At 70.2% G+C, this 19,669-nt stretch carries 17 protein-coding genes; 8 read left to right on the forward strand and 9 right to left on the reverse strand.

Features of this window, described 5'->3' with window-relative positions; all coding sequences use genetic code 11:
- Positions 1 to 53 precede the first annotated feature (53 nt).
- The 6 genes from IE313_RS22895 to IE313_RS22920 all read left to right on the forward strand — a co-directional run bounded on the left by IE313_RS22895 (position 54) and on the right by IE313_RS22920 (position 6,245).
- A complete protein-coding gene (locus IE313_RS22895) occupies positions 54 to 1,280 on the forward strand; it encodes a glycosyltransferase (RefSeq protein ID WP_189935211.1) in 1,227 nt (408 codons plus the stop codon).
- Positions 1,281 to 1,745: 465 nt separating this feature from the next.
- Positions 1,746 to 2,189 carry a MarR family winged helix-turn-helix transcriptional regulator gene (locus tag IE313_RS22900; RefSeq protein WP_189935213.1) on the forward strand — a complete coding sequence of 148 codons (444 nt, stop codon included), beginning with the start codon at positions 1,746 to 1,748 and terminating at the stop codon, positions 2,187 to 2,189.
- A 155-nt stretch (positions 2,190 to 2,344) separates the two neighbouring features.
- Positions 2,345 to 3,334 (forward strand): MBL fold metallo-hydrolase, encoded by a 990-nt coding sequence (locus IE313_RS22905; protein ID WP_189935215.1) that lies wholly within the window; start codon positions 2,345 to 2,347, stop codon positions 3,332 to 3,334.
- 433 nt (positions 3,335 to 3,767) lie between these two features.
- A complete protein-coding gene (locus tag IE313_RS22910; protein WP_189935217.1) occupies positions 3,768 to 4,703 on the forward strand; it encodes a dioxygenase family protein in 936 nt (311 codons plus the stop codon).
- Between the two features lie 5 nt (positions 4,704 to 4,708).
- Complete coding sequence (locus IE313_RS22915; protein ID WP_229924869.1) at positions 4,709 to 5,806, forward strand: maleylacetate reductase; 1,098 nt, start codon at positions 4,709 to 4,711, stop codon at positions 5,804 to 5,806.
- A 52-nt stretch (positions 5,807 to 5,858) separates the two neighbouring features.
- On the forward strand, positions 5,859 to 6,245 hold the full coding sequence (locus IE313_RS22920; RefSeq protein ID WP_189935219.1) for a YciI family protein: 387 nt from the start codon (positions 5,859 to 5,861) through the stop codon (positions 6,243 to 6,245).
- A 64-nt stretch (positions 6,246 to 6,309) separates the two neighbouring features.
- Here the strand turns inward: IE313_RS22920 and IE313_RS22925 are convergent, their stop codons facing one another.
- From IE313_RS22925 to IE313_RS22935, 3 genes are read right to left on the reverse strand one after another with little or no spacing between them, the layout of a single operon-like run.
- The gene (locus IE313_RS22925) at positions 6,310 to 6,957 is read right to left on the reverse strand and encodes a 3-oxoacid CoA-transferase subunit B (protein ID WP_189935221.1); all 648 of its coding nucleotides are present in this window, start codon (positions 6,955 to 6,957) and stop codon (positions 6,310 to 6,312) included.
- Entirely contained in the window at positions 6,954 to 7,649 is a 696-nt protein-coding gene (locus IE313_RS22930) for a 3-oxoacid CoA-transferase subunit A (protein WP_189935223.1), read from the reverse strand. The genes IE313_RS22925 and IE313_RS22930 overlap by 4 nt, the downstream gene beginning before the upstream one ends.
- Positions 7,649 to 8,845 (reverse strand): thiolase family protein, encoded by a 1,197-nt coding sequence (locus IE313_RS22935; RefSeq protein ID WP_189935225.1) that lies wholly within the window; start codon positions 8,843 to 8,845, stop codon positions 7,649 to 7,651. Before IE313_RS22935 ends, IE313_RS22930 begins: the two co-directional genes overlap by 1 nt.
- A gap of 87 nt (positions 8,846 to 8,932) precedes the next feature.
- Here IE313_RS22935 and IE313_RS22940 point away from each other — a divergent pair, with 87 nt between their 5' ends.
- Positions 8,933 to 9,817, forward strand: coding sequence for a LysR family transcriptional regulator (locus tag IE313_RS22940; protein ID WP_189935227.1), 885 nt, complete (start codon positions 8,933 to 8,935; stop codon positions 9,815 to 9,817).
- Between the two features lie 620 nt (positions 9,818 to 10,437).
- Here the strand turns inward: IE313_RS22940 and IE313_RS22945 are convergent.
- From IE313_RS22945 to IE313_RS22960, 4 genes are all read right to left on the reverse strand, one after another.
- Positions 10,438 to 11,541: an ABC transporter substrate-binding protein gene (locus tag IE313_RS22945; protein ID WP_189935230.1), complete on the reverse strand. Its 1,104-nt coding sequence runs from the start codon at positions 11,539 to 11,541 to the stop codon at positions 10,438 to 10,440.
- A 70-nt stretch (positions 11,542 to 11,611) separates the two neighbouring features.
- On the reverse strand, positions 11,612 to 12,391 hold the full coding sequence (locus tag IE313_RS22950) for an ABC transporter permease (RefSeq protein WP_189935231.1): 780 nt from the start codon (positions 12,389 to 12,391) through the stop codon (positions 11,612 to 11,614).
- The gene (locus tag IE313_RS22955; protein WP_189935233.1) at positions 12,388 to 13,149 is read right to left on the reverse strand and encodes an ABC transporter permease; all 762 of its coding nucleotides are present in this window, start codon (positions 13,147 to 13,149) and stop codon (positions 12,388 to 12,390) included. Before IE313_RS22955 ends, IE313_RS22950 begins: the two co-directional genes overlap by 4 nt.
- Entirely contained in the window at positions 13,146 to 14,114 is a 969-nt protein-coding gene (locus IE313_RS22960) for an ABC transporter ATP-binding protein (protein ID WP_189935235.1), read from the reverse strand. The genes IE313_RS22955 and IE313_RS22960 overlap by 4 nt, the downstream gene beginning before the upstream one ends.
- Positions 14,115 to 14,770: 656 nt before the next feature.
- Between IE313_RS22960 and IE313_RS22965 the strand changes: the two genes are divergently transcribed.
- Positions 14,771 to 15,811, forward strand: coding sequence for a S66 family peptidase (locus IE313_RS22965; RefSeq protein WP_189935237.1), 1,041 nt, complete (start codon positions 14,771 to 14,773; stop codon positions 15,809 to 15,811).
- 7 nt (positions 15,812 to 15,818) lie between these two features.
- Here the strand turns inward: IE313_RS22965 and IE313_RS22970 are convergent, their stop codons facing one another.
- Both IE313_RS22970 and IE313_RS22975 read right to left on the reverse strand, forming a co-directional pair.
- On the reverse strand, positions 15,819 to 17,606 hold the full coding sequence (locus IE313_RS22970) for an ABC transporter ATP-binding protein (protein WP_229924863.1): 1,788 nt from the start codon (positions 17,604 to 17,606) through the stop codon (positions 15,819 to 15,821).
- Positions 17,603 to 19,519 carry an ABC transporter ATP-binding protein gene (locus tag IE313_RS22975; protein WP_189935239.1) on the reverse strand — a complete coding sequence of 639 codons (1,917 nt, stop codon included), beginning with the start codon at positions 19,517 to 19,519 and terminating at the stop codon, positions 17,603 to 17,605. The genes IE313_RS22970 and IE313_RS22975 overlap by 4 nt, the downstream gene beginning before the upstream one ends.
- Positions 19,520 to 19,669 lie beyond the last annotated feature (150 nt).

The following is a 19,669-nucleotide window of genomic DNA, read 5'->3' on the forward strand; positions in this document are numbered from 1 at the left end:
CACCTCGCCTGTGCGGTGGCGTCCGCCACCGCACGGGGTTCTCAAGGACTCTCATGCGTTTTCTGTTCACCGCACACACCCTGCCCTCGCACGTACGCGCGATGCTGCCACTGGCCCGGGCCGCCCAGCAGGCCGGGCACGAGGTAGCCATCGCCACGGGGCCGGAACTCACCCAGGAGGTGGCGCTCCACGGCTTTTGCCCCATGACGGCCGGCTACAACTGGCGGCCCGACATGGACCGCGACAACACGGAACTGGGCGGGGAACTGGGGGAACGTCTCGCCGACGACGAAACCCGCTACGAGCTGGGGCTCCGGTACTTCACCGGTACGCCGGCCGGCCGCATGGCCGACGACCTCCTCGACGCCGTCCAGTCCTGGCGCCCGGACCTGATCGTGCGGTCCCAAATGGAGTTCGGCGGCTACCTCGCCGCGGAGAAGGCGGGTATCCCGCACGCCTCCCTGGCCATCTCGGGTGGACCAGCCTCCCTGTTCCAGCCCGAGCGCCTGGCTCCTCTGCTCGCACCGCACCGCAGGGCTCTCGGGCTGCCACCGGACCCGACCGGCGCCACCGTCTACCGCCGCCTCCACGCGGTCCTGATGCCGGCCGACTACGACCAGGCCGCCGCCGGCCTGCCTCGCACCCGTTGCTACCAGCACACAAGCCCCCAGCGCGCCGGTGAGGTGCTCCCGGCCTGGCTCGCCGGCCGGCCGGCCGACCTGCCGCTCGTCCTGGTCGGCTTCGGAACCCTGGCTCCCCTGCTCACCGGCGACGACCGAGAGCGCCTGATCGGCCTCATGCGGTCCGTCCTCGCCGCCCTGGCCGACCTCACCTGCACGGCCGTGGTCGCCACCGGCGACGGCGTACCGCACGATCTGTTCGGACCCCAGCCCGACCACATCCACCTCGAAACGCATGTGCCGCAGCCGCTGCTACTTGAGCGGGCAGCACTCTTCGTCACGCACGCCGGCTTCAACAGCGTCCGCGAATCCCTGGAACACGGGGTGCCGATGGTCGCGGTGCCGCTGTTCGCCGAGCAACCGCACAACGCCGCGCAGTGCGAGCACGCCGGCGTGGCGCGCAGCGTCCGGCTGCCCGAGGCCGCACCGAGCGTCCTCCTGGAAGCCTTCCGCCAGGTGTTGGACGACTCCTCCTACCAACGGCGCGCGGCAGCCCTGCGGGACCGGATGGCGGCACTGCCGCCGCTGAAGGTGCTGGTGGAGGACCTGGTCGACGGCCGGGGCGCGGATGACGAAAGGGCGGCACCCGGGGACGCCTGACGCCGCACCGCGAACGGGCGAACGGGCGAACGGGCGCGGCGGCCCCGCTCGCGCACCGCCCCGCCGCCTGTCGCCCGCCGCACCGGCCTCCTCCGCCTCCCCGGCGACGGACTCGCCGACACGGCCGAAAGCCCCCGACGAGAGAACTGCCGCAGGCACCTGCCGGTCCCCATGGACGGAGACCGGCGCGGGTGCGCGGCAGCATGCACAGAACCAGAGCGAGGCACACTGTGGCGACCGTGCAGGCGTCCCGCCCCGCGGGGGGATGCTCGGGCCCGTCATGCTGATCTAGGGTGGCCTGGTTCCCTTGCGCACAAGCCAAAGCTTGCGTGCGCAAGCAGATTAGGCTGAACAGCATAGGAGCCGGGTGTGATGGCGGGTGGCAGTGAACGGCCGCGAGCGGCGTGTGCCCCCGGCGGCCGGGCGCGGGAATGCGCGGTCGATCTCGAAGGGGCGGTCGCTCGCTTGCGGCACGAGACCACACTGTGGCGGACGTTTCTCGGGACGCACCGGCAGATCGTCGAACGTCTCGCCGGGCAGATGCTCGCGGACCACCGGCTCCCGCTGGAGTGGTTCGATGTTCTCGTCCATCTCGCCGATGTGCCGGACAGGAGTCTGCGGCAGCGCGAGCTGCGCGACCGGTTGCTGCTCAGCGAGAGCGGAGTGAGCAGGATGCTCGCGCGCATGGCGGATGCCGGCCTGGTGGAGCGCCGGACCGCGGGAGGCGACCGGCGCGGGGTCGAGGTCGCGCTCACCGAGGCGGGGGAAGGGGCTCTGGCCTCGGCCGTGGAGTCGCACCTCGCGCTCGTGGGGACGTTGTTCACCGGCAGGCTCACGGTGACCGACCGCGTCGCCCTGGAGCACATCCTGGCGAAGCTGGCCCCGGGCCCGGAGGTCCACTCCCGGTGATCGTACCCGTGGCGGCATCGGTCGACGGGGTGGCGCCCCCTGCCCGAGACGTCTCCCCAAGAACTTGATTGCGCAAGCAACTACTGTTAGCGTCCTCTCACGCCGCGGCGAGTTCGCCTGTGACGCTCCAATCCCCGGCCGCTGAGGAGTCGACGATGACCCGGACCGTGAGTGGGATCGACATCCCGCCGGTGCCCGACGGTGCCCGTGGTCCGAAGGTGCCGCCGCGCGGCTACCTGGTGGAGGAGATCGCCGGGGGCGTCCACTGGGTCACCGACGGCGGCTACCAGTGTGCGTTCGTGGTGGGGGAGGACGAGGTCATCGCCATCGACGCGCCGCCGTCGTTCGGCGGTTTCGTCACTCGTGCGATCCGTGATGTGACCAGCAAGCCCATCACACACGTCGTCTACTCCCATTACCACGGTGACCACATCGGAGCGACGGACCAGTTCTCCGCCGACGCCGTCCGGATCGGGCAGGAGGAGACGTACGGCCTCCTCAAGGAGCTGGACGACCCGATGCGTCGCCCGCCGACCGTCACGTTCAGGGACTCCTACCGTCTCGATGTCGGTGGGCAGGTGCTGGAGTTGCACTACAAGGGCAACAACCACGCCCCGGGCAACATCTTCATCCACATGCCGCAGCACAGGGTCCTCATGCTGGTCGACGTGATCTACCCGGGATGGGTGCCCTTCGCGAACATCGCCATGTCCAAGCACATTCCGGGCTTCATGGCGCACCACGACCACGCGCTCGCCTTCGAGTTCGACACGATGATCACCGGGCACCTCACGCGGCTGGGCACCCGCCGGGACGTGGAAACCCAGCGGGAGTACATGCACGACATCCGCGACGCCGCCCAGCACGCGCTCGAACTCACCCCGGCCAAGCGGGACCTCGCACGCGACAGCGTCGGTCTCGACCACGTCTACACGTACTTCTCAACGATGTACGACGCGGCGGCCGCGGAGGCGGCCCGGCCCGTGATCGAGAAGTGGGCCGGCCGGCTCGGCGGCGTGGAGAACTTCGCGGTGAACCACACCTTCATCATGTACCAAAGCCTGCGCCTGGACGACAACGCCCGACCCAACGTGGTCTTCTTCCCGCCGACCGACTCCAGCGACGACTGCGCCCACGACCACTAGGGTCCTTCGTTCGGATCATGCTGGGCTCGCGGGGTCCGGCACGCTGGTCTGCGGCGTTGCCGTCGGTCCCCGACGCTCCGCGCCGACTCCCTCCTGTGCCTTGCGGCCGCACGCACCAGACCCCGCTCCCTGATCCAGGCTGATCCGAACGAAGGACCCCAGCCCCGACACGGACAGTCCGAAGAACCGGAGTGGCGCGCAACGGCCGGCGCGACCGGAGTGGGACGGAACGGCGGCCGGACCGGCGGGAGCGGAACCCCGGAGGAGGCATTCCGGGGCTCGACCGTCGAAGTCGGTCGAGTGAAGCCTCCGTCGGCGGAACCGTCCTCGCCGACGGGCGACAAGCCTCCGCAACGAAGAACGAGTCACGCTTCACACGTCAGCACGAGCCCACCCGGGTGGTCGGGCGCCCCTTTTGAGACAGGACCTCACCATGCCAAGCCAGGAAGCCTCTGTTTCGGCGACCACGAGCGAACAGATCAGCAGGGCGGTGCTCGGCGCGGTCAGCGGAACGCCGGATCCGCGGACGCGTCAGATCGTCGAGGCGCTGATCCGGCACGCCCATGACTTCGCGCGAGAGGTGGGGCTGCAGCCGGAGGAACTGCTGTACGCAGCCGAGTTCCTCAAACGCTGCGGAGATGTCAGCGATGCGTCGCGGCACGAGTTCATCCTGCTCAGCGACGTCCTCGGGGTCACGATGGTGGTGAACACGCTCGCTGCCGACGCCCCCGACGGCGCGCTGGAACCGAGCGTGCTCGGCCCCTTCTACCGGAGTGGAGCCCCGCTTCTGCCCAACGGCGCCGATCTCTCCCGCGGCGGGGCCGCCGACGGGGAGCCCGCGCATGTGACCGGCCTGGTCCTCGCGGCGGACGGCAGCCCCATCGAGGGCGCCGAACTGGACGTGTGGGGGACCAACGCCGACGGCCTGTACGAGAACGTCGACCCGAGCCAGCCCGACTACAACCTGCGCGGGCGCTTCCACACCGACGCCCGGGGCCGATTCGAGTTCTGGACGGTGAAGCCGGTGAGTTACCCCATCCCCGTCGACGGCCCCGTGGGTGATCTGCTCGCAGCCACGAACCGGAGCAACATGCGTCCGGGACACCTGCACGTGATCGCGTCCGCACCGGGCTACCAGACGATAATCACCGAGCTCTACACCGACGACGACCAGTACATCGAGAGCGACGCGGTGTTCGGGGTGAAAGGCTCGCTCGTGGTCCACTACGACTGGATCGATGACGAGCACAAGGTAGCCGCGTCACCTCGCAAGCGGCCCTACTGGGAACTGCGCAGGGATCTCGTGCTGACCCCGGGCACCCGCACCGCCGTCCGGTTCACGGCGGGCCGCGAGGAGCTTGCACGGTGACCACGATGCCGGAGGAATTCACCCGCACCGCGCTGCCCGGGCGAGTCGTGTTCGCAAGCGGCGCCCTGGCGAGACTCGGTGCGGAACTGGACGTGGCCGCCACGAGGAGGGCCATGCTCGTCGTGGCGGCCAGGGACGCCGACCTGGCGGAGAAGGCCCGGTCGAGCCTTGGCGACCGTGCCGTGCTGACCTGGACAGAGGTCACGCAGCACGTACCCGCAGAACTCGCCCTCCGCGCGACCACAGCCGCGCTGGACGCCGGCGTGGACGTCCTCGTCACCATCGGCGGGGGCAGCACCACCGGTCTCGGCAAGGCGGTCGCGGTGCAATCCAAGCTCCCCCTGGTCGTGGTCCCCACCACCTACGCAGGCAGCGAGATGACACCGATCTACGGGCTGACCAGCGACAACGAGAAGAAGACGGCGCGCGACGCCAACGCCCTGCCGCAACTGGTGATCTACGACCCCCAACTGCTGGCCACTCTGCCACCGGCCGTGGCCGGGCCCAGCGCGCTCAATGCCCTCGCCCACTGCGCGGAGGCGCTGTGGGCGGCGGGCAGGGATCCGGTCAACGACGCGATCGCCCTGGACGGGGCGCGGCGCATCCACGAGTACCTGCCGGCCGCCTGTGCGGGCGAGGACCTGGGCGCCAGGGGGCAGGTGCTGCTCGCCGCGTCGATGGCGGGAACGGCGCTGGCGAGCGCCGGCACCAGCCTGCACCACTCCCTGTGCCACCTGCTGGGCGGCATGTTCGACGCGCAGCACGCACAGACCCACGCCATTCTCCTGCCCTATGCGATCGGCTTCCTCCGGCCCTCCATCGACGAACCGGTCAAACGCCTCGCATCGTGCTTCGGGGTGCCGGCCGACCAGTTGGAGCCGGCGATCTGGAGGCTGGCCCGGTCGGCGGGGACCCCGCGGGGGCTGCGCGAGATCGGCTTGAACGAGCAGCAGATCGAGCAGGCCGCGCTGGCCGCGGTGAGCAGGCAACTGCCGAGCCCCCGGCACGTCACGGTCCGTGAACTCCGCCCCTGGCTCATGGCGGCGTGGACCGGCGAACCGCCGAGCCGGGAGATTGGGGCCAGGAGCGGCGCGGCCGTGTGAAAGGGCGATGACGCCACAACGCCGGCAGAGACGACGTCGTAAGGAGAAGCTGATGGCTGCAACAGACGAAACCCGGCCGGACGAGCGGCACGCCGGAGCGCAGAAGGTGTTCTTCCTGTGCCGGACCCAGCCGGCCCGTGGGGTGACGCAGGAGCAGTTGTACCCCCACCTGCCCGAACACAAGAAGTGGGTGGCGGAACAGGAGGACCAGGGCCGGATCTTCGTCGCCGGCCCGCTGCTCGACGAGGACTACCGAGCGTTCGGCACGGGAGTCCTGGTGATCCGCGCACGTTCGCTGGCAGAGGCCCGGGACATCTTCGATTCCGAGCCCTACCACGCGAGGGGCTTGCGTACCTACCGACTCTGGCCGTGGCAGATCAACGAGGGTTCGTTCCACCTGCGAGCCTCGCTGTCCGGTGGAACCCTCCGCATCGGCTGAGGTCCGCGGGGCCGGCCGTCAGAGCGCGCGGGTCGGTTCCGGCGGACCCGCCGTCCACCGCCTGTCACGTCCACAGGCCAAGCCGCGCCCGCAGATCTGCCTCCGTGACACCGTATGTCTCGCGGAGCCCCATCCCGGACGGTCCGACGTCGAAGACGCCGAAGTCGGTGTAGACGCGGCTGACGCAGCCGACCCCGGTGAGCGGGTATGTGCATGCCGGTACCAGTTTGGGCGCACCCGACTTGGTGAAGAGCGTCATCATCGCGTAGACGTTCCTCGCGCCGATGGCGAGGTCCATCGCACCGCCGACGGCCGGGATGTCCCCGGGCCTGCCGGTGTGCCAGTTGGCGATGTCACCGGTGACGGCGACCTGGTAGGCGCCGAGCACGCACACGTCGAGGTGGCCGCCGCGCATCATGGCGAAGGAGTCCGCGTGGTGGAAGTACGAGGCTCCCGGGAGTTCGGTGACCGGGACCTTGCCGGCATTGGTCAGGTCGGCGTCCATGGCGTCGTCCTCCGCCCTGGGCCCCATGCCGAGCATGCCGTTCTCGGTGTGCAGGACCACGCCGAGATCCTCGGGCAGATGGTCGGCGATCTTGGTGGGGTGGCCGATGCCGAGGTTGACGAACGACCCGGCCGGGATGTCGCGGGCGATCACCGCGGCCAGCTCGTCCATGGTCAGCGGCTCGCGGTCGAGGTGCTGGGTGGTCATCGTGTCCCCTGGACGGTGTAGTGCCGGGTCTCGGCCTGAACGATCCGGTCGACGTGGATGCCGGGGGTGATCACGGAGTCCGGGTCCAGATCGCCGAGCTCGACGACCTCGTTGACCTGCACGATCGTTGTGGTTGCAGCGGTCGCCATGACCGGCCCGAAGTTGCGTGCGGTTTTCCGGTAGACGAGGTTGCCGACCGGGTCGGCCTTGTCCGCCGAGATGAGCGCGTAGTCGCCCCTGATCGGGTATTCGAGGAGGTAGTCGCGCCCGTCGATCCTGCGCACCTCCTTGTTCTCGGCCAGCGGGGTGCCGACCGCGGTCGGGCAGTAGAAGCCACCGATGCCGGCGCCGGCAGCGCGCATCCGCTCCGCGAGGTTGCCCTGCGGAACCACCTCCAGCTCGACCTTGCCGGCGCGGTAGAGGCCGTCGAAGACGTAGGAGTCGGCCTGGCGCGGGAAGGAGCAGATCATCTTGCGCACCCGGCCGGCCTTCAGCAGTGCGGCCAGGCCGACCTCGCCGTTGCCCGCGTTGTTGGCGACCACGGTCAGGTCCCCGGCGCCTTGCCGGATCAGTGCGTCGATCAGGTCGAACGGCATGCCCGCGAGGCCGAACCCTCCGACGAGCACCGTCGAGCCGTCCTCGATGCCTGCGACGGCCTCGTCGGTGGTGCCGAGCACAGTTGCCCTCGCCATCAGGCTGCCGCCGTGTTCTCGATGACGACCGCCAGCCCCTGGCCCACGCCGATGCAGATGGCTGCGACGCCGTACCGCTCCTTGTTCTGCACGAGCACCTTGGCGAGCGTGCCGAGGACCCGACCGCCCGAGGCTCCCAACGGGTGACCGATCGCGATCGCGCCGCCCTTCTGGTTGACGATCTCGGGATCGCGCAGGCCGAGCGCGAGCCACGCGTCAATGCAGACCAGCGACTGCACCGCGAAGGCCTCGTTCAGCTCGACGGCACCGACCTGGCTCCACCTCACGCCGGCGCGCGCGAGTGCGCGATTGGCCGCCTCGACAGGGGCGTATCCGAAGTACTGCGGCTCCAGGGCCATCGCCCCACGGCCGACGATCCTGGCGATCGGGTCGAGCCCGATCGCCTCGGCGGCCTTCGCGCTGCCCAGCAGCACGGCGGAGGAACCGTCGCTCAGCGGGCTGGCGTTGCCCGCGGTGATGGTGCCGTGCGGCCGGAAGACGGGCTTGAGCGAGGCCAGTACCTCGACGCTCGTGGCGGGGCGCACGCCCTCGTCCCGGGCCGACTCGGTACCCGGCACGGGCACCACGAGGTCGTCGTAGAAGCCGTCCCTCCAGGCCGCTTCGGCACGGTGGTGCGAGCGGACCGCGAACGTGTCCTGGCGTTCGCGGGACACCCCGTACTTCTCCTGGAGCTGCTCGTTGGCCTCGCCGAGGCTGACGGTCCACTGCTTCGGCATGTCCGGATTGACCAGACGCCAGCCGAGGGACGTGGAGACGGCGGTGACATCGGCGGCCGGGAAGGCGCGGCCGGGCTTGGGCAGCACCCACGGCGCACGGGTCATCGACTCGACGCCGCCGGTCAGGATCACTTCGGCGTCGCCCACCTCGATCTGCCGGCTGGCGATCATCGCGGCGTCGAGGCTGGAGCCGCACAGGCGGTTGACCGTCGTCCCGGGCACGCTCTCCGGCACCCCCGCGAGGAGCGAGGCCATGCGGCCGACGTTGCGGTTCTCCTCACCCGCACCGTTGGCGTTGCCCCAGACGACGTCGTCGATCCCGGCAGGGTCAAGTGCGGGGGCCTTCGCCAGCACGGCCTTGATGGCGCCCGCTGCGAGGTCGTCCGGGCGAACGCCGCTCAGTGCGCCGTTGAACCTGCCGAACGGCGACCGCGCGGATGCGTATACGAATGCGCTCATGACGTCGAAGCTAACGATGTCCGCTGATATTTTGAAGTATGTATATTGCCTGTCATTGAGACGGTACGGATATGGATCGGCACGCATATGGATCTGCGACACCTGCGGTACTTCGTCGCCGTTGCCGAGGAGCTCCACTTCGGCCGGGCCGCGGAGCGGCTGAACATGGCCCAACCGCCGCTCTCGCAGCAGATCCGCCAGCTTGAGGGCGAACTCGGTGTCGAACTCCTCCGCCGCACGACCCGGCGCGTCGAGCTCACCGAAGCGGGCCGCGCCTACCTCGACCGCGCGCGGTCGATCCTGACGGATGTCGACGAAGCCGCCCATCTGGCCCGGAGGGTCGCGACGGGGTCGGTCGGACGTCTGACGATCGGCTGTGTCGGCTCAGCGACCTACAGCCTGCTGTCGACGCTGTCCCGCCGGCTGTCGGACGAACTGCCAGGAGTCGACTTCTTCTTCCGCGGTGAGATGCTCGTGCCCGACCAGGTCGAGGCCCTGCACGCCGGCACGATCGACATCGCCCTGCTCAGACCACCCGTCGCCGACCACTCCCTGGTGGTCCACACACTGCGCCGCGATCGGCTCGTGGTCGCCGTGCCGGCGGACCACCCACTGGCCGGGCGGCCGCGGCTCCAGGCCGCCGACCTCGCGCAGAGCGACCTCATCGTCCACTCGGCCGACCGCCGGTCGGTGATGTACGACGTCGTCCTGCGGGTGCTCCGCGGCGCCGGCGTCGAGCCCCATGTCCGTCACGAGGTCGGGGAGACCTCCACGCTGGTCACCCTGGTTGCCGGCGGCCTCGGTGTCGCGATCGTGCCCGAGCCGGTGACCGCCCTCGCGCTCGACGGCCTCGTCTACGTTCCGCTGACAGAAGCCGATGCCCACGTCGAACTGGCCGCCGCACACCGGGCCGGGCGCGCCGAGCCACACCTCAGTCGTGCCGTTGCGGTCATCAGGGCGATGTTCGACTGAGCCGCCGTACGGGGAGTCGCGGTTACCGCGCAGGCCGGCGCCGCGCACCGGAGCGGGCGGGTGGGCCCGGCGCCTTCGCCGTAGCCGAACGGCACCAGGGAGCGGGTCCTCCTGCGGTCTTCGGCGCCGGCCGGGGCGGGCAGGCGCGCCACCTCGCGCGAGCCGTCCGGCCGGGCCCGGACCGTCGGCGGACACACGAGCGGGTTCGCACGGGTCGCGGGGCCGCCCGGACGTCGGGCTCCACCGCCGAATGCCCCGGCGAAACGCATGGACGCCCGTCCGTACCCCGAGCGGAAGCCTGGCCGGAACACGGTGTCGGCGAGTGCCGGCCCTGCCGGTCCGGCCGGATCGCGACGGACATGGAAAGGGTGCGCCGACCCCCCAGGGGAGGGCGCCGGCCCTCGAAAAGAGAGCAGCGAGGTCACGGAGAGTGACCTCGCTGTCATGTTCAACGTCCCCGTCGCGGTGTCCGCCGCCAGGTGTACGCACGGCCGTCCAGATTGGCGCCCGGCGCATGACGGGCAGGTCAGGGCCGCACCCCGGAGGAGAGGGGGACAGCCCCGCCCGCGCGGGTGCACGTCACAGGCATCGATGTGCACCTTCCCGGGCGGAGCAGTGGGTCACACCCGGTTGCTGCCGCGGTAGACCGCATCCAGCACGCTGGTGTCGACCACCTTGTGCGCGTCGGGCAGGTCCTTGACGCCCGCCGCGCGCAGGCCCTTGTACATCGGCCCGGCGAGTCGCTCGACGTCCATGCGGAAGAGGCCCTTCTTGCGTGTCAGCGCGCTCTCCATGAAGGGAATCCCGATCTCGTTCGAGCGTATCTGCTGCTTGAGGTCGAGGCCGAGGTCGGCGCCGTACTTCTCGACCACCAGGCGGGCCGCACGCTCGGGATCCTTCGCGTTGTCCTGCCAGCCGCGGATGGTGGCGCGCATGAAGCGCTCCATCACGTCCTTGCGCTGCTGCAGGAACGACCGCTTGCAGTAGACGAGGGTCGCGTAGGCGGGCATTCCGAACGACTCGTAGGTGAGCGTCAGGAAGTCCTTTCCCTGTTTCATCTTGTACTTGGACTCCAGAGTGATGGGCTGGGTCGTCATATAGCCGGTGAAGACCTTGCCCTGTTTCTCCACAAGCGGATCGATATCGAATCCGACCGGAATGAACTCGTAGTCAGGCTTCAATCCGGCAAGTTCGAAAACCGCATTGAGCTGCGGCTTGGCGCCCTGCTGGCCCAGGACCTTCGCGCCGACGAGGTCCTTCGCGCTGCGCACCGGGTTCGAGGCCAGCGAGATCAGCCCGCCCGGGTTCGTCTGGTACCCGGACCCGACCATCACGAAGTCGTTGCCCTTGGCGGTGGCCTGGAGCAGCACCTGCATGTTGGCGTGTACACCGATGTCGGCCTGGCCGGTGGCGAGCACCGCCGTGGTGTCCGGGGTGTTCGGGCCACCTGCCTGGAACTGGATGCTGAGTTTCTCGTCCGCGTAGTAGCCGGCCGAGTCCGCGACGAAGAAGCCCGCGAACTCCACGTCCTTGAGCCAACCGAGCGCCACCCGCACGTGGTCCGTCGACGAAGAGCCCTTCGAGTCACCGGAGTTGTCGCTGCACGCGGCGAGCAGGGGACCGCCGAGTGCGGCGGCCCCCATGGCGCCGGCCGTCCGCAGCAGGTGTCTGCGGGACCATGCGGGCGCGGACTCGTCCTGCCGGACACTGCGGTCTATGGGCATGGGCATGATGAAACGGCCTTTTCGTGTGTGGCGGAAGTAGGGGGAAGGCGGGACAGGGGGCAGGAGCCGGTCAGCGGAACCGGCCGGCATAGCGGCGCTCGACACCGCGGGCGGCCACGAAGCACGCGACGGAGACCACCGTGGCGATCAGGGCGGCGCCCCATGCGCGCTGGGGCGCCACGAAGACGACCGCGTCGGCGAAGAGGGTGCCGAGGCCGCTGCGGCCCAGCAGGTACTCCGCCAACATCGCGGCGAGCACCGCAGAGGGGGCCGTCAGCCGCAGCGCGACGAGGAGTTCGGGGACCGCGTGCGGCAGCAGCAGTCTGCGCAGCACCATCGGACGGGAGGCGCCGAGGACGGCGAACACGTCGGTCATCGCGGTCGGCGCCGCACGCAGCCCCGACAGGACCATCACGAAGGTCGGGAAGAAGGAGACCAACGTGGTGATCGTCGTCACGGCAGGGGTTCCGAACCCCACCACGCGCGCGACCACGGGGATCATCACCACGACGGGCACCGACCGCATCACGAGCAGCAGGGGCGTGAGCAGCCCCGACAGCATCCGCGAGAACCACACGGCCATCGCACACCACAGGCCGAGGACCATGCCGAGTGCCAGGCCGACCACCGAGTTCAGCAGCGTGTGCCCGAGCGGGCCGGCGTAGGCGGACGGGTTGTCGAAGACGTCGGACACCACGGAGTACGGGGCGGGCACCACGATCGCGTTGAGGTGCCGGGCCCTGACCCACAGCTCCCAGGCGAGCAGCAGCGCGAGGACCGTCCAGTACCGGCTGAAGACCGTGCCCAGCGCTCCCAGGAAGCGCCGCAGCACCGCGCCGGACCCGCTCATCGAAACCTCCAGGCCATCAGGGAGCGCACGGTGCCCAGCACCGCGTAGGACACGATGGCCAGCAGCGCGGCGGCCAGGCCCGCCGCCCACAACAGCTCCGTCTGGTAGTTCTGCATGGCGCTGACCAGCAGCAGCCCCAGTCCGCTCGGCGCGCCGAACCACTCGCCGACGATGGCGCCGAGCACGGCAGCGGGGGCCGCCTGGGTGAGGCCGTCGAGCACCATCGGCACCGCGGCGGGCAGCCGCAGCCGCAGCAGTGTGGTGGTCCGGGACGCGCCGAGGGCCGCGAGCACGTCCCGGTGCGCGGTGCTCGCCGCCTCCAGGCCCGAGGTCGTGGAAACGAACATGACGAATCCGACCGCCAGCGCCGCGATCACCGCGGGGCTGCCCTCCCGGCCCACGGTGGCGATCAGCAGGGGGCCCAACGCGATCAGTGGTACGGCGTTGAGCACGGCGGCCAGCCGGTCGAGTCCGGCCTGCAGCACGGGCAGCACTGTGCCGAGCACCGCGACGACGACCGAGACCAGTGCCCCGATCAGGAGGCCGAGCCCGGCTTCGTCGGCGGTGGTGCGCAGCGACCTGCCGAGCAGGGTGCGCGTGGCCGGGGTGTGCAGGATGTCCAGCACCTGGCTGAGCGGTGGCCAGCCGCGGCCGAGGAGCTGGAACCGTCCGATGGCCTCCATCGCGGCCAGCGCCAGCACGGCGCCGACCGCCACCAGCAGGGCCGTCTGGACCCGGCTGTCTCGCACCGTTCTCATCGGCCGCGCCTTCGCAGCCAGCGGCGGCCCGTCTGCGCGGTGGCACCCTCGTCGGCTCCCGCACGGCTCGCGAGGTCGCCGTCGAGCAGGGCGGTGAGTCTGTCGACGACCTCGTGGAACCGGGGTTCGCGGGTGAGCCGGCCGCCGCGGGGCCGAGGCAGGTCGATGTGCTCGACGTGCCGTACCCTGCCCGGCCGTCCGGTCAGCACCACCACGCGGTTGGCGAGCAGGACGGCCTCTTCCACGTCATGGGTGACCAATAAGGTGGTGATCCGCTGCTCCGACCAGATGCGGGCGAGCTCGAAGTTGAGGCGGCGCCGCGTCACCGCGTCCAGCGAGCCGAACGGCTCGTCCAGCAGCAGGACTTCGGGGTTGAGGGCGAGCGCCCGGGCGATGGCGGCCCGCTGGCGCATGCCGCCCGACAGTTGGCGGGGTCGTGCCTCGGCGAACTCCTCGAGTCCGGTCAGCCGCAGGAGTTCGGTGACCCTTGCGCGGTCCACCGGCCGGCCGGCGACCCTGAAGGGCAGGGCGACGTTGTCGGCTATGCTCGCCCACGGGAGCAGCGCGTGCTGCTGGAAGGCGATGCCGAGCCGGTGGTCGTTGACCAACGCGGCCGGCGGGCGGTCATGGACGCGGACGCGACCCGTGGTGGGCTCCTCCAGCCCGGCGAGCAACCGCAGCACGGTGGACTTCCCGCAGCCGGACGGCCCGAGCAGGCTCACGAACTCGCCCTGCTCGACGGTGAGGTCGACACCGTCGAGCGCCACGGTGTTGCGGCGCCGCAGCGGAAAGTGCTTGGTGACTCCGCTCAGCTCCAGGGCCGCCCGTGGTGAGCCGGCGTCCGCCGACTCGGTACGCGGGTCGGCGTCCGGATCCGGAGCGGTCCCTTCCTCTGTGCTGCCGGCGGGTCCGCCTCCCGTGTCGGGGTCGGTCGGCGGTATCGAGGCAGGGGCGGACTTGCCCATCGCATCACTCCCAGATCAGGTGGCAGCCGAGGCACCTCACGGTGCGAGTTCGAGGAGAAAAGAGCTTGTGCAGTCGGTTAAATCCACCATGCCGTGGATGGAGATGCCGAGAAACAGGAGATCTGCCGATTACCCCGTCATGTGCCGACCGGTCTGCTGCCGCTTCCCCCGTCCCTCGTGCGCAGATTACTCGACGACCCTACGTACTCACTGCCCGGCACCCAAGGGGCCGTTCTTGATCGAGAGTAATACGCCGACTCCTTCTTGACCATCGTTGCGCGGCCGCCTCCGAACCTGTCCGTCCCGTGCCAACCTGCTGCGTTGCGCTTCTCCGGGGGAAGTTTCGTCGATAGGCCCAACTCCCGCAACCTGTACGGGAGCTGATTGTGTGTAAGCCTCGTGTCCACCTTATTCAGGCACTGGGGTGTGAACCGGGCGTAGTGGTCAAGTATGGCCTTTCGTGAGGGTGTCCCGAGCCGCCGGCAGACCGGAATGGACTAGCCCGAGGAGATATCCCGTGACGTGCCTGCGCGGTGGGGTGCGAGGGGCGCGTTGTTCGGCCACCGCGGAACCTGCAGACGAGATCCGGCCATCGCGTTCCGCCGGGCGTCCCGTGCACACTTTGACTCGGTCGACCGCGATCCTATAGTTCGATCATGAATGCGCCCCGCTATCCCCGTAAGCCGCGTCCAGGCGAGCGGGTGGCCGTACTGTCCCCCTCGTCCGGTCTGCCCGGAGCCCTCCCCCTGCCGTTCGAGCTGGGTCTGCGCAGACTCCGGGAATTCGGCCTCGAACCGGTGGAGTACGCCACGACACGGCTGATGGGCGCGTCGCCACAGGACAGAGCCGCGGACCTGCACAAGGCGTTCGCCGATCCCACGATCAGCGCGGTGATCGCCAGCATAGGCGGCGACGACCAGATCACCCTCCTGCCGTATCTGGACGCGAACCTCATCGGGGCCAACCCCAAGCCCTTCTTCGGGTACAGCGACAACACCGTTCTGCTGGCGTACTTGTGGCAGCGGGGGATAGTTGGGTATTATGGGGGATCAGTCATGTCCCATTTTGGTCGACCTGGGGCGATGCACCCCCTGACGGCCGAATCGCTCCAAGCCGCGTTATTCGGCGGCGGTGAGTACGAACTGCAGCCGGCCAAGGCGTTCACCGATGTCGACCGCCCGTGGTCGGAAGAGGCCACCTTCGAGGCGGAGCCCGAGCTGCGCCCCGCCGACGACTGGATCTGGCACAACGCCCATCGCGAGGTGACGGGTGTCAGTTGGGGAGGCACGCTCGACGTGCTCTCCTGGCTCCTCATGGCAGACCAGGCGGTGTCCCCGGCCGACGCCTACGCGGACGGTGTGCTCTTCATAGAGACCTCCGAGGAACTGCCCTCCGCCCGCACCGTCTACCGGTCGCTGCGCTCGATGGGGGAGCGGGGGCTGCTCGGCCGCTTCGCCGCGGTCCTGGTCGGCCGGCCGAAGGCCTGGTCGTTCGAGCGGCGCACCACGCCGAAGGAGCGCGTGGCGTTCTCGGCCGACCAGCACGAGGCGGTACTCCGGGCGTTGCAGGAGTACGCCCCGGAGGCGACGGTCGTGCAGAACGTCGACCTCGGGCACACCGACCCGCACCTCGTCATACCGTACGGCGGGCTGATCCGGGTGGACGGACCTGCCCGCCGTATCCACGTCACCTACTGAGCGGGCCTCAGGAGTACTGGCGCGCCTGAAGGGTGTACAGCTCGGCGTAGAGCCCGTTCTCCTTCATCAGCTCGGAGTGGGTCCCGGATTCGGCGATCCGGGACCCGGCGACGACCAGGATCAGGTCGGCGTCGCGCACGGTGGAGAACCGGTGGCTGACGAGCACGGTGACCGCTCCGGTCCGGCGGCCGATGCGGCGCGCGTTCTCGGCGTAGCGTTCGAAGACCTGGTGCTCGGCCCGGGCGTCGAGCGCGGCGGTGGGCTCGTCCAGCACCAGCAGCAGCGGATCCTGCCGCATCATGGACCGGCCGATCGCCAGCTTCTGCCACTGCCCTCCCGACAGCTCCCGGCCGCCCGGCAGGCTGTGGCCGAGCGGGGTGTCGGGACCGTCGTCGAGACGTGCGAACACATCGCTCGCCCTGGCCAGGTCGAGGGCCTTTGACACGGCGCCGTCGTCGTCGACCCGCGGCAGGTCGCCGACCCCGACCGTCTGACGGGCCACCAGCTCGAACCGCGAGAAGTCCTGGAAGCCTGCGGAGATGCGGGAGCGCCAGTGCAGCGGGTCGACGTCCGCGAGGTCGACGCCGTCGACCTCGATGGTGCCCGACGTCGTGTCGTAGAACCTGCACAGCAACTTGACGAGCGTCGTCTTCCCGGCGCCGTTCTCCCCGACGACGGCCACCGTCGAACCGGCCGGAAGCAGCAGGTCGACGTCCGTCAGCGCCGGCCGGTCGGTGCCGGGGTAGGCGAAGTGCGGCAGCCTGACCCGGATGCCGTGCGTCATGCGCTCGGGCAGCCGTGCCGTGGCGGGCGGCCGGTCCGCGCCCAGCACCAGCTTCTTGACCTGCCGGAAACTGGCGAGGGTGCCCGACATGCGCTGCCACTCCTGGAGCAGCGTGATGGCCGAGCCGACCTGCGCATTGATCTGCATGGCCAGCACCACCACCAGCACGATCGAACCGACCGGCTGCTCCCCGGCGACGGCGGCCCTGGTCACGAGCAGCATCGCACCGGCATAGGCGAGCGCGAAGCACAGATGGCCTCCCGTGCGCCAGGCCGAGGCGCGGACCTGTCCGCCGCGCAGGATCCGGGTCGCTTCCTGCCAGTGGCGCCCGTGGCGTGCCGTGAGCTCCTCCCGCAGGCCGAGGACGCGGAGCTCCTTGGCGAAGGCGGCGGTGCGGGCCAGCCTGAGCACGTGCTGTGCGGTACGGGTCGGGGACGCCGCACTGTGCCTGCGCGTCTGCATCAGCGACTCGGCGTGCCGGCCCGCGTGCACCGACGGCAGGGCCGCCAGCGGCAGCAGCAGGAGCCACGGGTTGACACGGCCGAGCAGGACACCGTTGATCACCATGGCGACGACGAGGCTCGTCCCGGTCAGCAGGGAGCTCATGCCTACGCTCGGGATCCGGGTGAACTCCTCCTTGAGGACGGCGAGCCGGTCCGCGACCTCCGGCCTCTCGTGATGGCCGAGGGTCGCGGAGCCGTTCGTCACGTCGATCAGATCGCGATCGAGCCGGAGCAGGTTCAGCTCGCCCAGCTCCAGGTAGAAGATGTGCGCGAAGTGGCCGCCGGTGAGGCCGACGATGGCTGCCACCGCCGCCACGCCGCCGGCCAGGGCGGCGCCCTCCACGTCGCCGGACACCGCCCGGTCGGTCAGCACACCGAGCGCCGCGGCTGCGAGGGGGAGCGCGCACGCCTCGGCCATCATCAGCACGACGGCCGTGACGAGCCGGCGCCGGTCGACCGCCCACGAGACGCGGGCCAGGTCCAGGACGGCGAGCAGGGCTGCCTTCACGACGCACCTCCCACCGGGAAGCGCACGGCGTCGGGACCCGTGTCGAACCGCTCGGCCTGCAACCGGTACAGCGCGGCGTACGTGCCGTCCGCGGCCATCAGCGCCTCGTGGGTACCGCGTTCGGCGACCCGGCCGCCGTCGAGCACCACGATCTGGTCGGCGCGCCTGACGCTGGACAGCCGGTGGCTGATGAGCACCGAGGTGACCCCCTGGGTGAGCGAGACGAACGAGTCGAAGAACCGGCCCTCGGCCCGTGCGTCCAGCGCGGACGTGGGTTCGTCGAGGATGAGCAGCCGGGCCCCGGCGTCGATGGCGTAGAGGGCCCGGGCGATCGCGATGCGCTGCCACTGACCGCCGGACAGGTCGGCGCCGCCCGCGTAGGCACGGGAGAGGATCGTGTCGAGGCCCTTGGGCAGGCGTTCGAGCGCCGGGAGGATGCCGGCCCGCTCTGCCGCGCTGCGGATCGCGGCCGGATCGGGGGCGATGTGCGGGGCGCCGAAGGCGATGTTGTCCGCCGCGGAGAACTCGTACCGCACGAAGTCCTGGAACACCACGCTGACCTGCCTGCGCCAGTCGGCGAGCGGAACGGCGCGCAGGTCGGTCCCGTCGAGGGTGATCCGGCCGCTGTCCGGTTCGTACAGCCGCGTCAGCAACTTCACCAGGGTGGACTTGCCGGCGCCGTTCACACCGACGATCGCGGTGCAGGAACCGGCGGGCAGTTCCAGGTCGAGGCCGTCGAGCTGCGGGCGGGCCGAGCCCGGGTAGCCGAAGCCGACGGACTCCAGCCGGATCGACTCCAGGGGCCTGCCGGCCGCGCTCACCGCCGGCTCGGGGGACGCCGCAGGCGGGTTCGCACGCTCCACCTCGGCGACCCTGTCGTGGAACGCCTCGGTGACCTCCAGCGCACGCATGCCCATGGAGGTCGGCATGTCGGCTTCCGGGTACTGGCCGCCCAGGAGCACCGCCGCGAGCGTGGCCTGGGTGGCCAGTACGCCCGAGGTCAGCGTGACCTGGCCGCCGGCAAGGCCCCGCCCGATCGTCACGAAGACGAATCCGACGGCCACCAGACCGAGGGCGCAGTAGCCGAGGTAGGGCCGGAACAGTGCCCGCCGTCTGGCCTGGTTGATCACCTCGGTGGCGGCCAGGTGCGCCGCGGCGTAGCGGTCGGTGAACCATCCGGTGAGGCCGAAGATGCGCAGTTCCTTGGCGTGGGTGGCGCCGATGACGACATCACGCAGGTGGTCGCGGCGGCGGAGCTGCCCGCTCACCCAGCCGTCGAAGGCGCGTGCGAACAGCCGCAGCCCGCCGCGCTGGCCGGTGCGGAAGGCCATGACCGCGACCAGCAGCACCACCGCAGGCAACCATCCGACGGCCATGCCCACCGCGCCCACGAAGAACAGCAGTCTCGGATAGCGAGCCAGCAGCGCCAGCATGCCGGCGGAGCCGCTGCCCGGGGTGTACAGGCGCCCTTCGTACCACCGGTTCAACTCCTCGAGTGCGTCCAGGGCCTTGGCGTCCTCAAGGGGTGCGATGCCGGTTCCGGAGAGCGACGACGCGATGAGGTCCTGTTGGAGCCGGCCGTCGACGCGGCGGGTCATCTGATCGCCGACGGCCGTCTGCAGTTCGCTGAGGACGCCCTGGACGACGTAGACGAAGACCGCCACCGACATCATGGTCAGCACCCCGGACCACGCGGGCGAGCCGAGGCCGTCGTGTACCGCGACCGGTAGCCGGCCGACCACCGCGCTCATGGTGAGCATGAAGGCGATGGGGGTCAGACTGAGTGACAGATTGATCACCAGCAGGGCCGTCACGATGCGGGCGCCGGCGTAGGGGATGCACCGCAGTACCCGGAGCCGTCCGAGGAACGACTCCGTCCACCACAGGCGCAGCCTGGTGTGTGCGCTTTTCACTTGCTGTGGAACCCGGTCCTTTTCACTTGCCGTGGCACCTGGCTCATACCCGGAGCACCCAGGTGCCGGTCTGTTCCTTGGTGAGCAGTTCGGTAAGGGCCTGCCGTTCGTCGAGGTCCGCATGCCGGATCGTGACCCGGTCGGCCTCGA

Origin of the sequence: Streptomyces sulfonofaciens (genome assembly GCF_014656295.1) — a bacterium.
GTDB lineage: Bacteria > Actinomycetota > Actinomycetes > Streptomycetales > Streptomycetaceae > Streptomyces > Streptomyces sulfonofaciens.

What these genes read in the sequence shown, in the direction of transcription:
- IE313_RS22960 (WP_189935235.1), bottom strand. Translation starts at nt 14,114, where the DNA reads ATGGGCAAGTCCGCCCCTGCCTCGATACCGCCGACCGACCCCGACACG.
- IE313_RS22910 (WP_189935217.1), top strand. Translation starts at nt 3,768, where the DNA reads ATGCCAAGCCAGGAAGCCTCTGTTTCGGCGACCACGAGCGAACAGATC.
- IE313_RS22950 (WP_189935231.1), bottom strand. Translation starts at nt 12,391, where the DNA reads ATGAGCGGGTCCGGCGCGGTGCTGCGGCGCTTCCTGGGAGCGCTGGGC.
- IE313_RS22965 (WP_189935237.1), top strand. Translation starts at nt 14,771, where the DNA reads ATGAATGCGCCCCGCTATCCCCGTAAGCCGCGTCCAGGCGAGCGGGTG.
- IE313_RS22955 (WP_189935233.1), bottom strand. Translation starts at nt 13,149, where the DNA reads ATGAGAACGGTGCGAGACAGCCGGGTCCAGACGGCCCTGCTGGTGGCG.
- IE313_RS22905 (WP_189935215.1), top strand. Translation starts at nt 2,345, where the DNA reads ATGACCCGGACCGTGAGTGGGATCGACATCCCGCCGGTGCCCGACGGT.
- IE313_RS22920 (WP_189935219.1), top strand. Translation starts at nt 5,859, where the DNA reads ATGGCTGCAACAGACGAAACCCGGCCGGACGAGCGGCACGCCGGAGCG.
- IE313_RS22940 (WP_189935227.1), top strand. Translation starts at nt 8,933, where the DNA reads ATGGATCTGCGACACCTGCGGTACTTCGTCGCCGTTGCCGAGGAGCTC.
- IE313_RS22930 (WP_189935223.1), bottom strand. Translation starts at nt 7,649, where the DNA reads ATGGCGAGGGCAACTGTGCTCGGCACCACCGACGAGGCCGTCGCAGGC.
- IE313_RS22945 (WP_189935230.1), bottom strand. Translation starts at nt 11,541, where the DNA reads ATGCCCATAGACCGCAGTGTCCGGCAGGACGAGTCCGCGCCCGCATGG.
- IE313_RS22935 (WP_189935225.1), bottom strand. Translation starts at nt 8,845, where the DNA reads ATGAGCGCATTCGTATACGCATCCGCGCGGTCGCCGTTCGGCAGGTTC.
- IE313_RS22915 (WP_229924869.1), top strand. Translation starts at nt 4,709, where the DNA reads ATGCCGGAGGAATTCACCCGCACCGCGCTGCCCGGGCGAGTCGTGTTC.
- IE313_RS22895 (WP_189935211.1), top strand. Translation starts at nt 54, where the DNA reads ATGCGTTTTCTGTTCACCGCACACACCCTGCCCTCGCACGTACGCGCG.
- IE313_RS22925 (WP_189935221.1), bottom strand. Translation starts at nt 6,957, where the DNA reads ATGACCACCCAGCACCTCGACCGCGAGCCGCTGACCATGGACGAGCTG.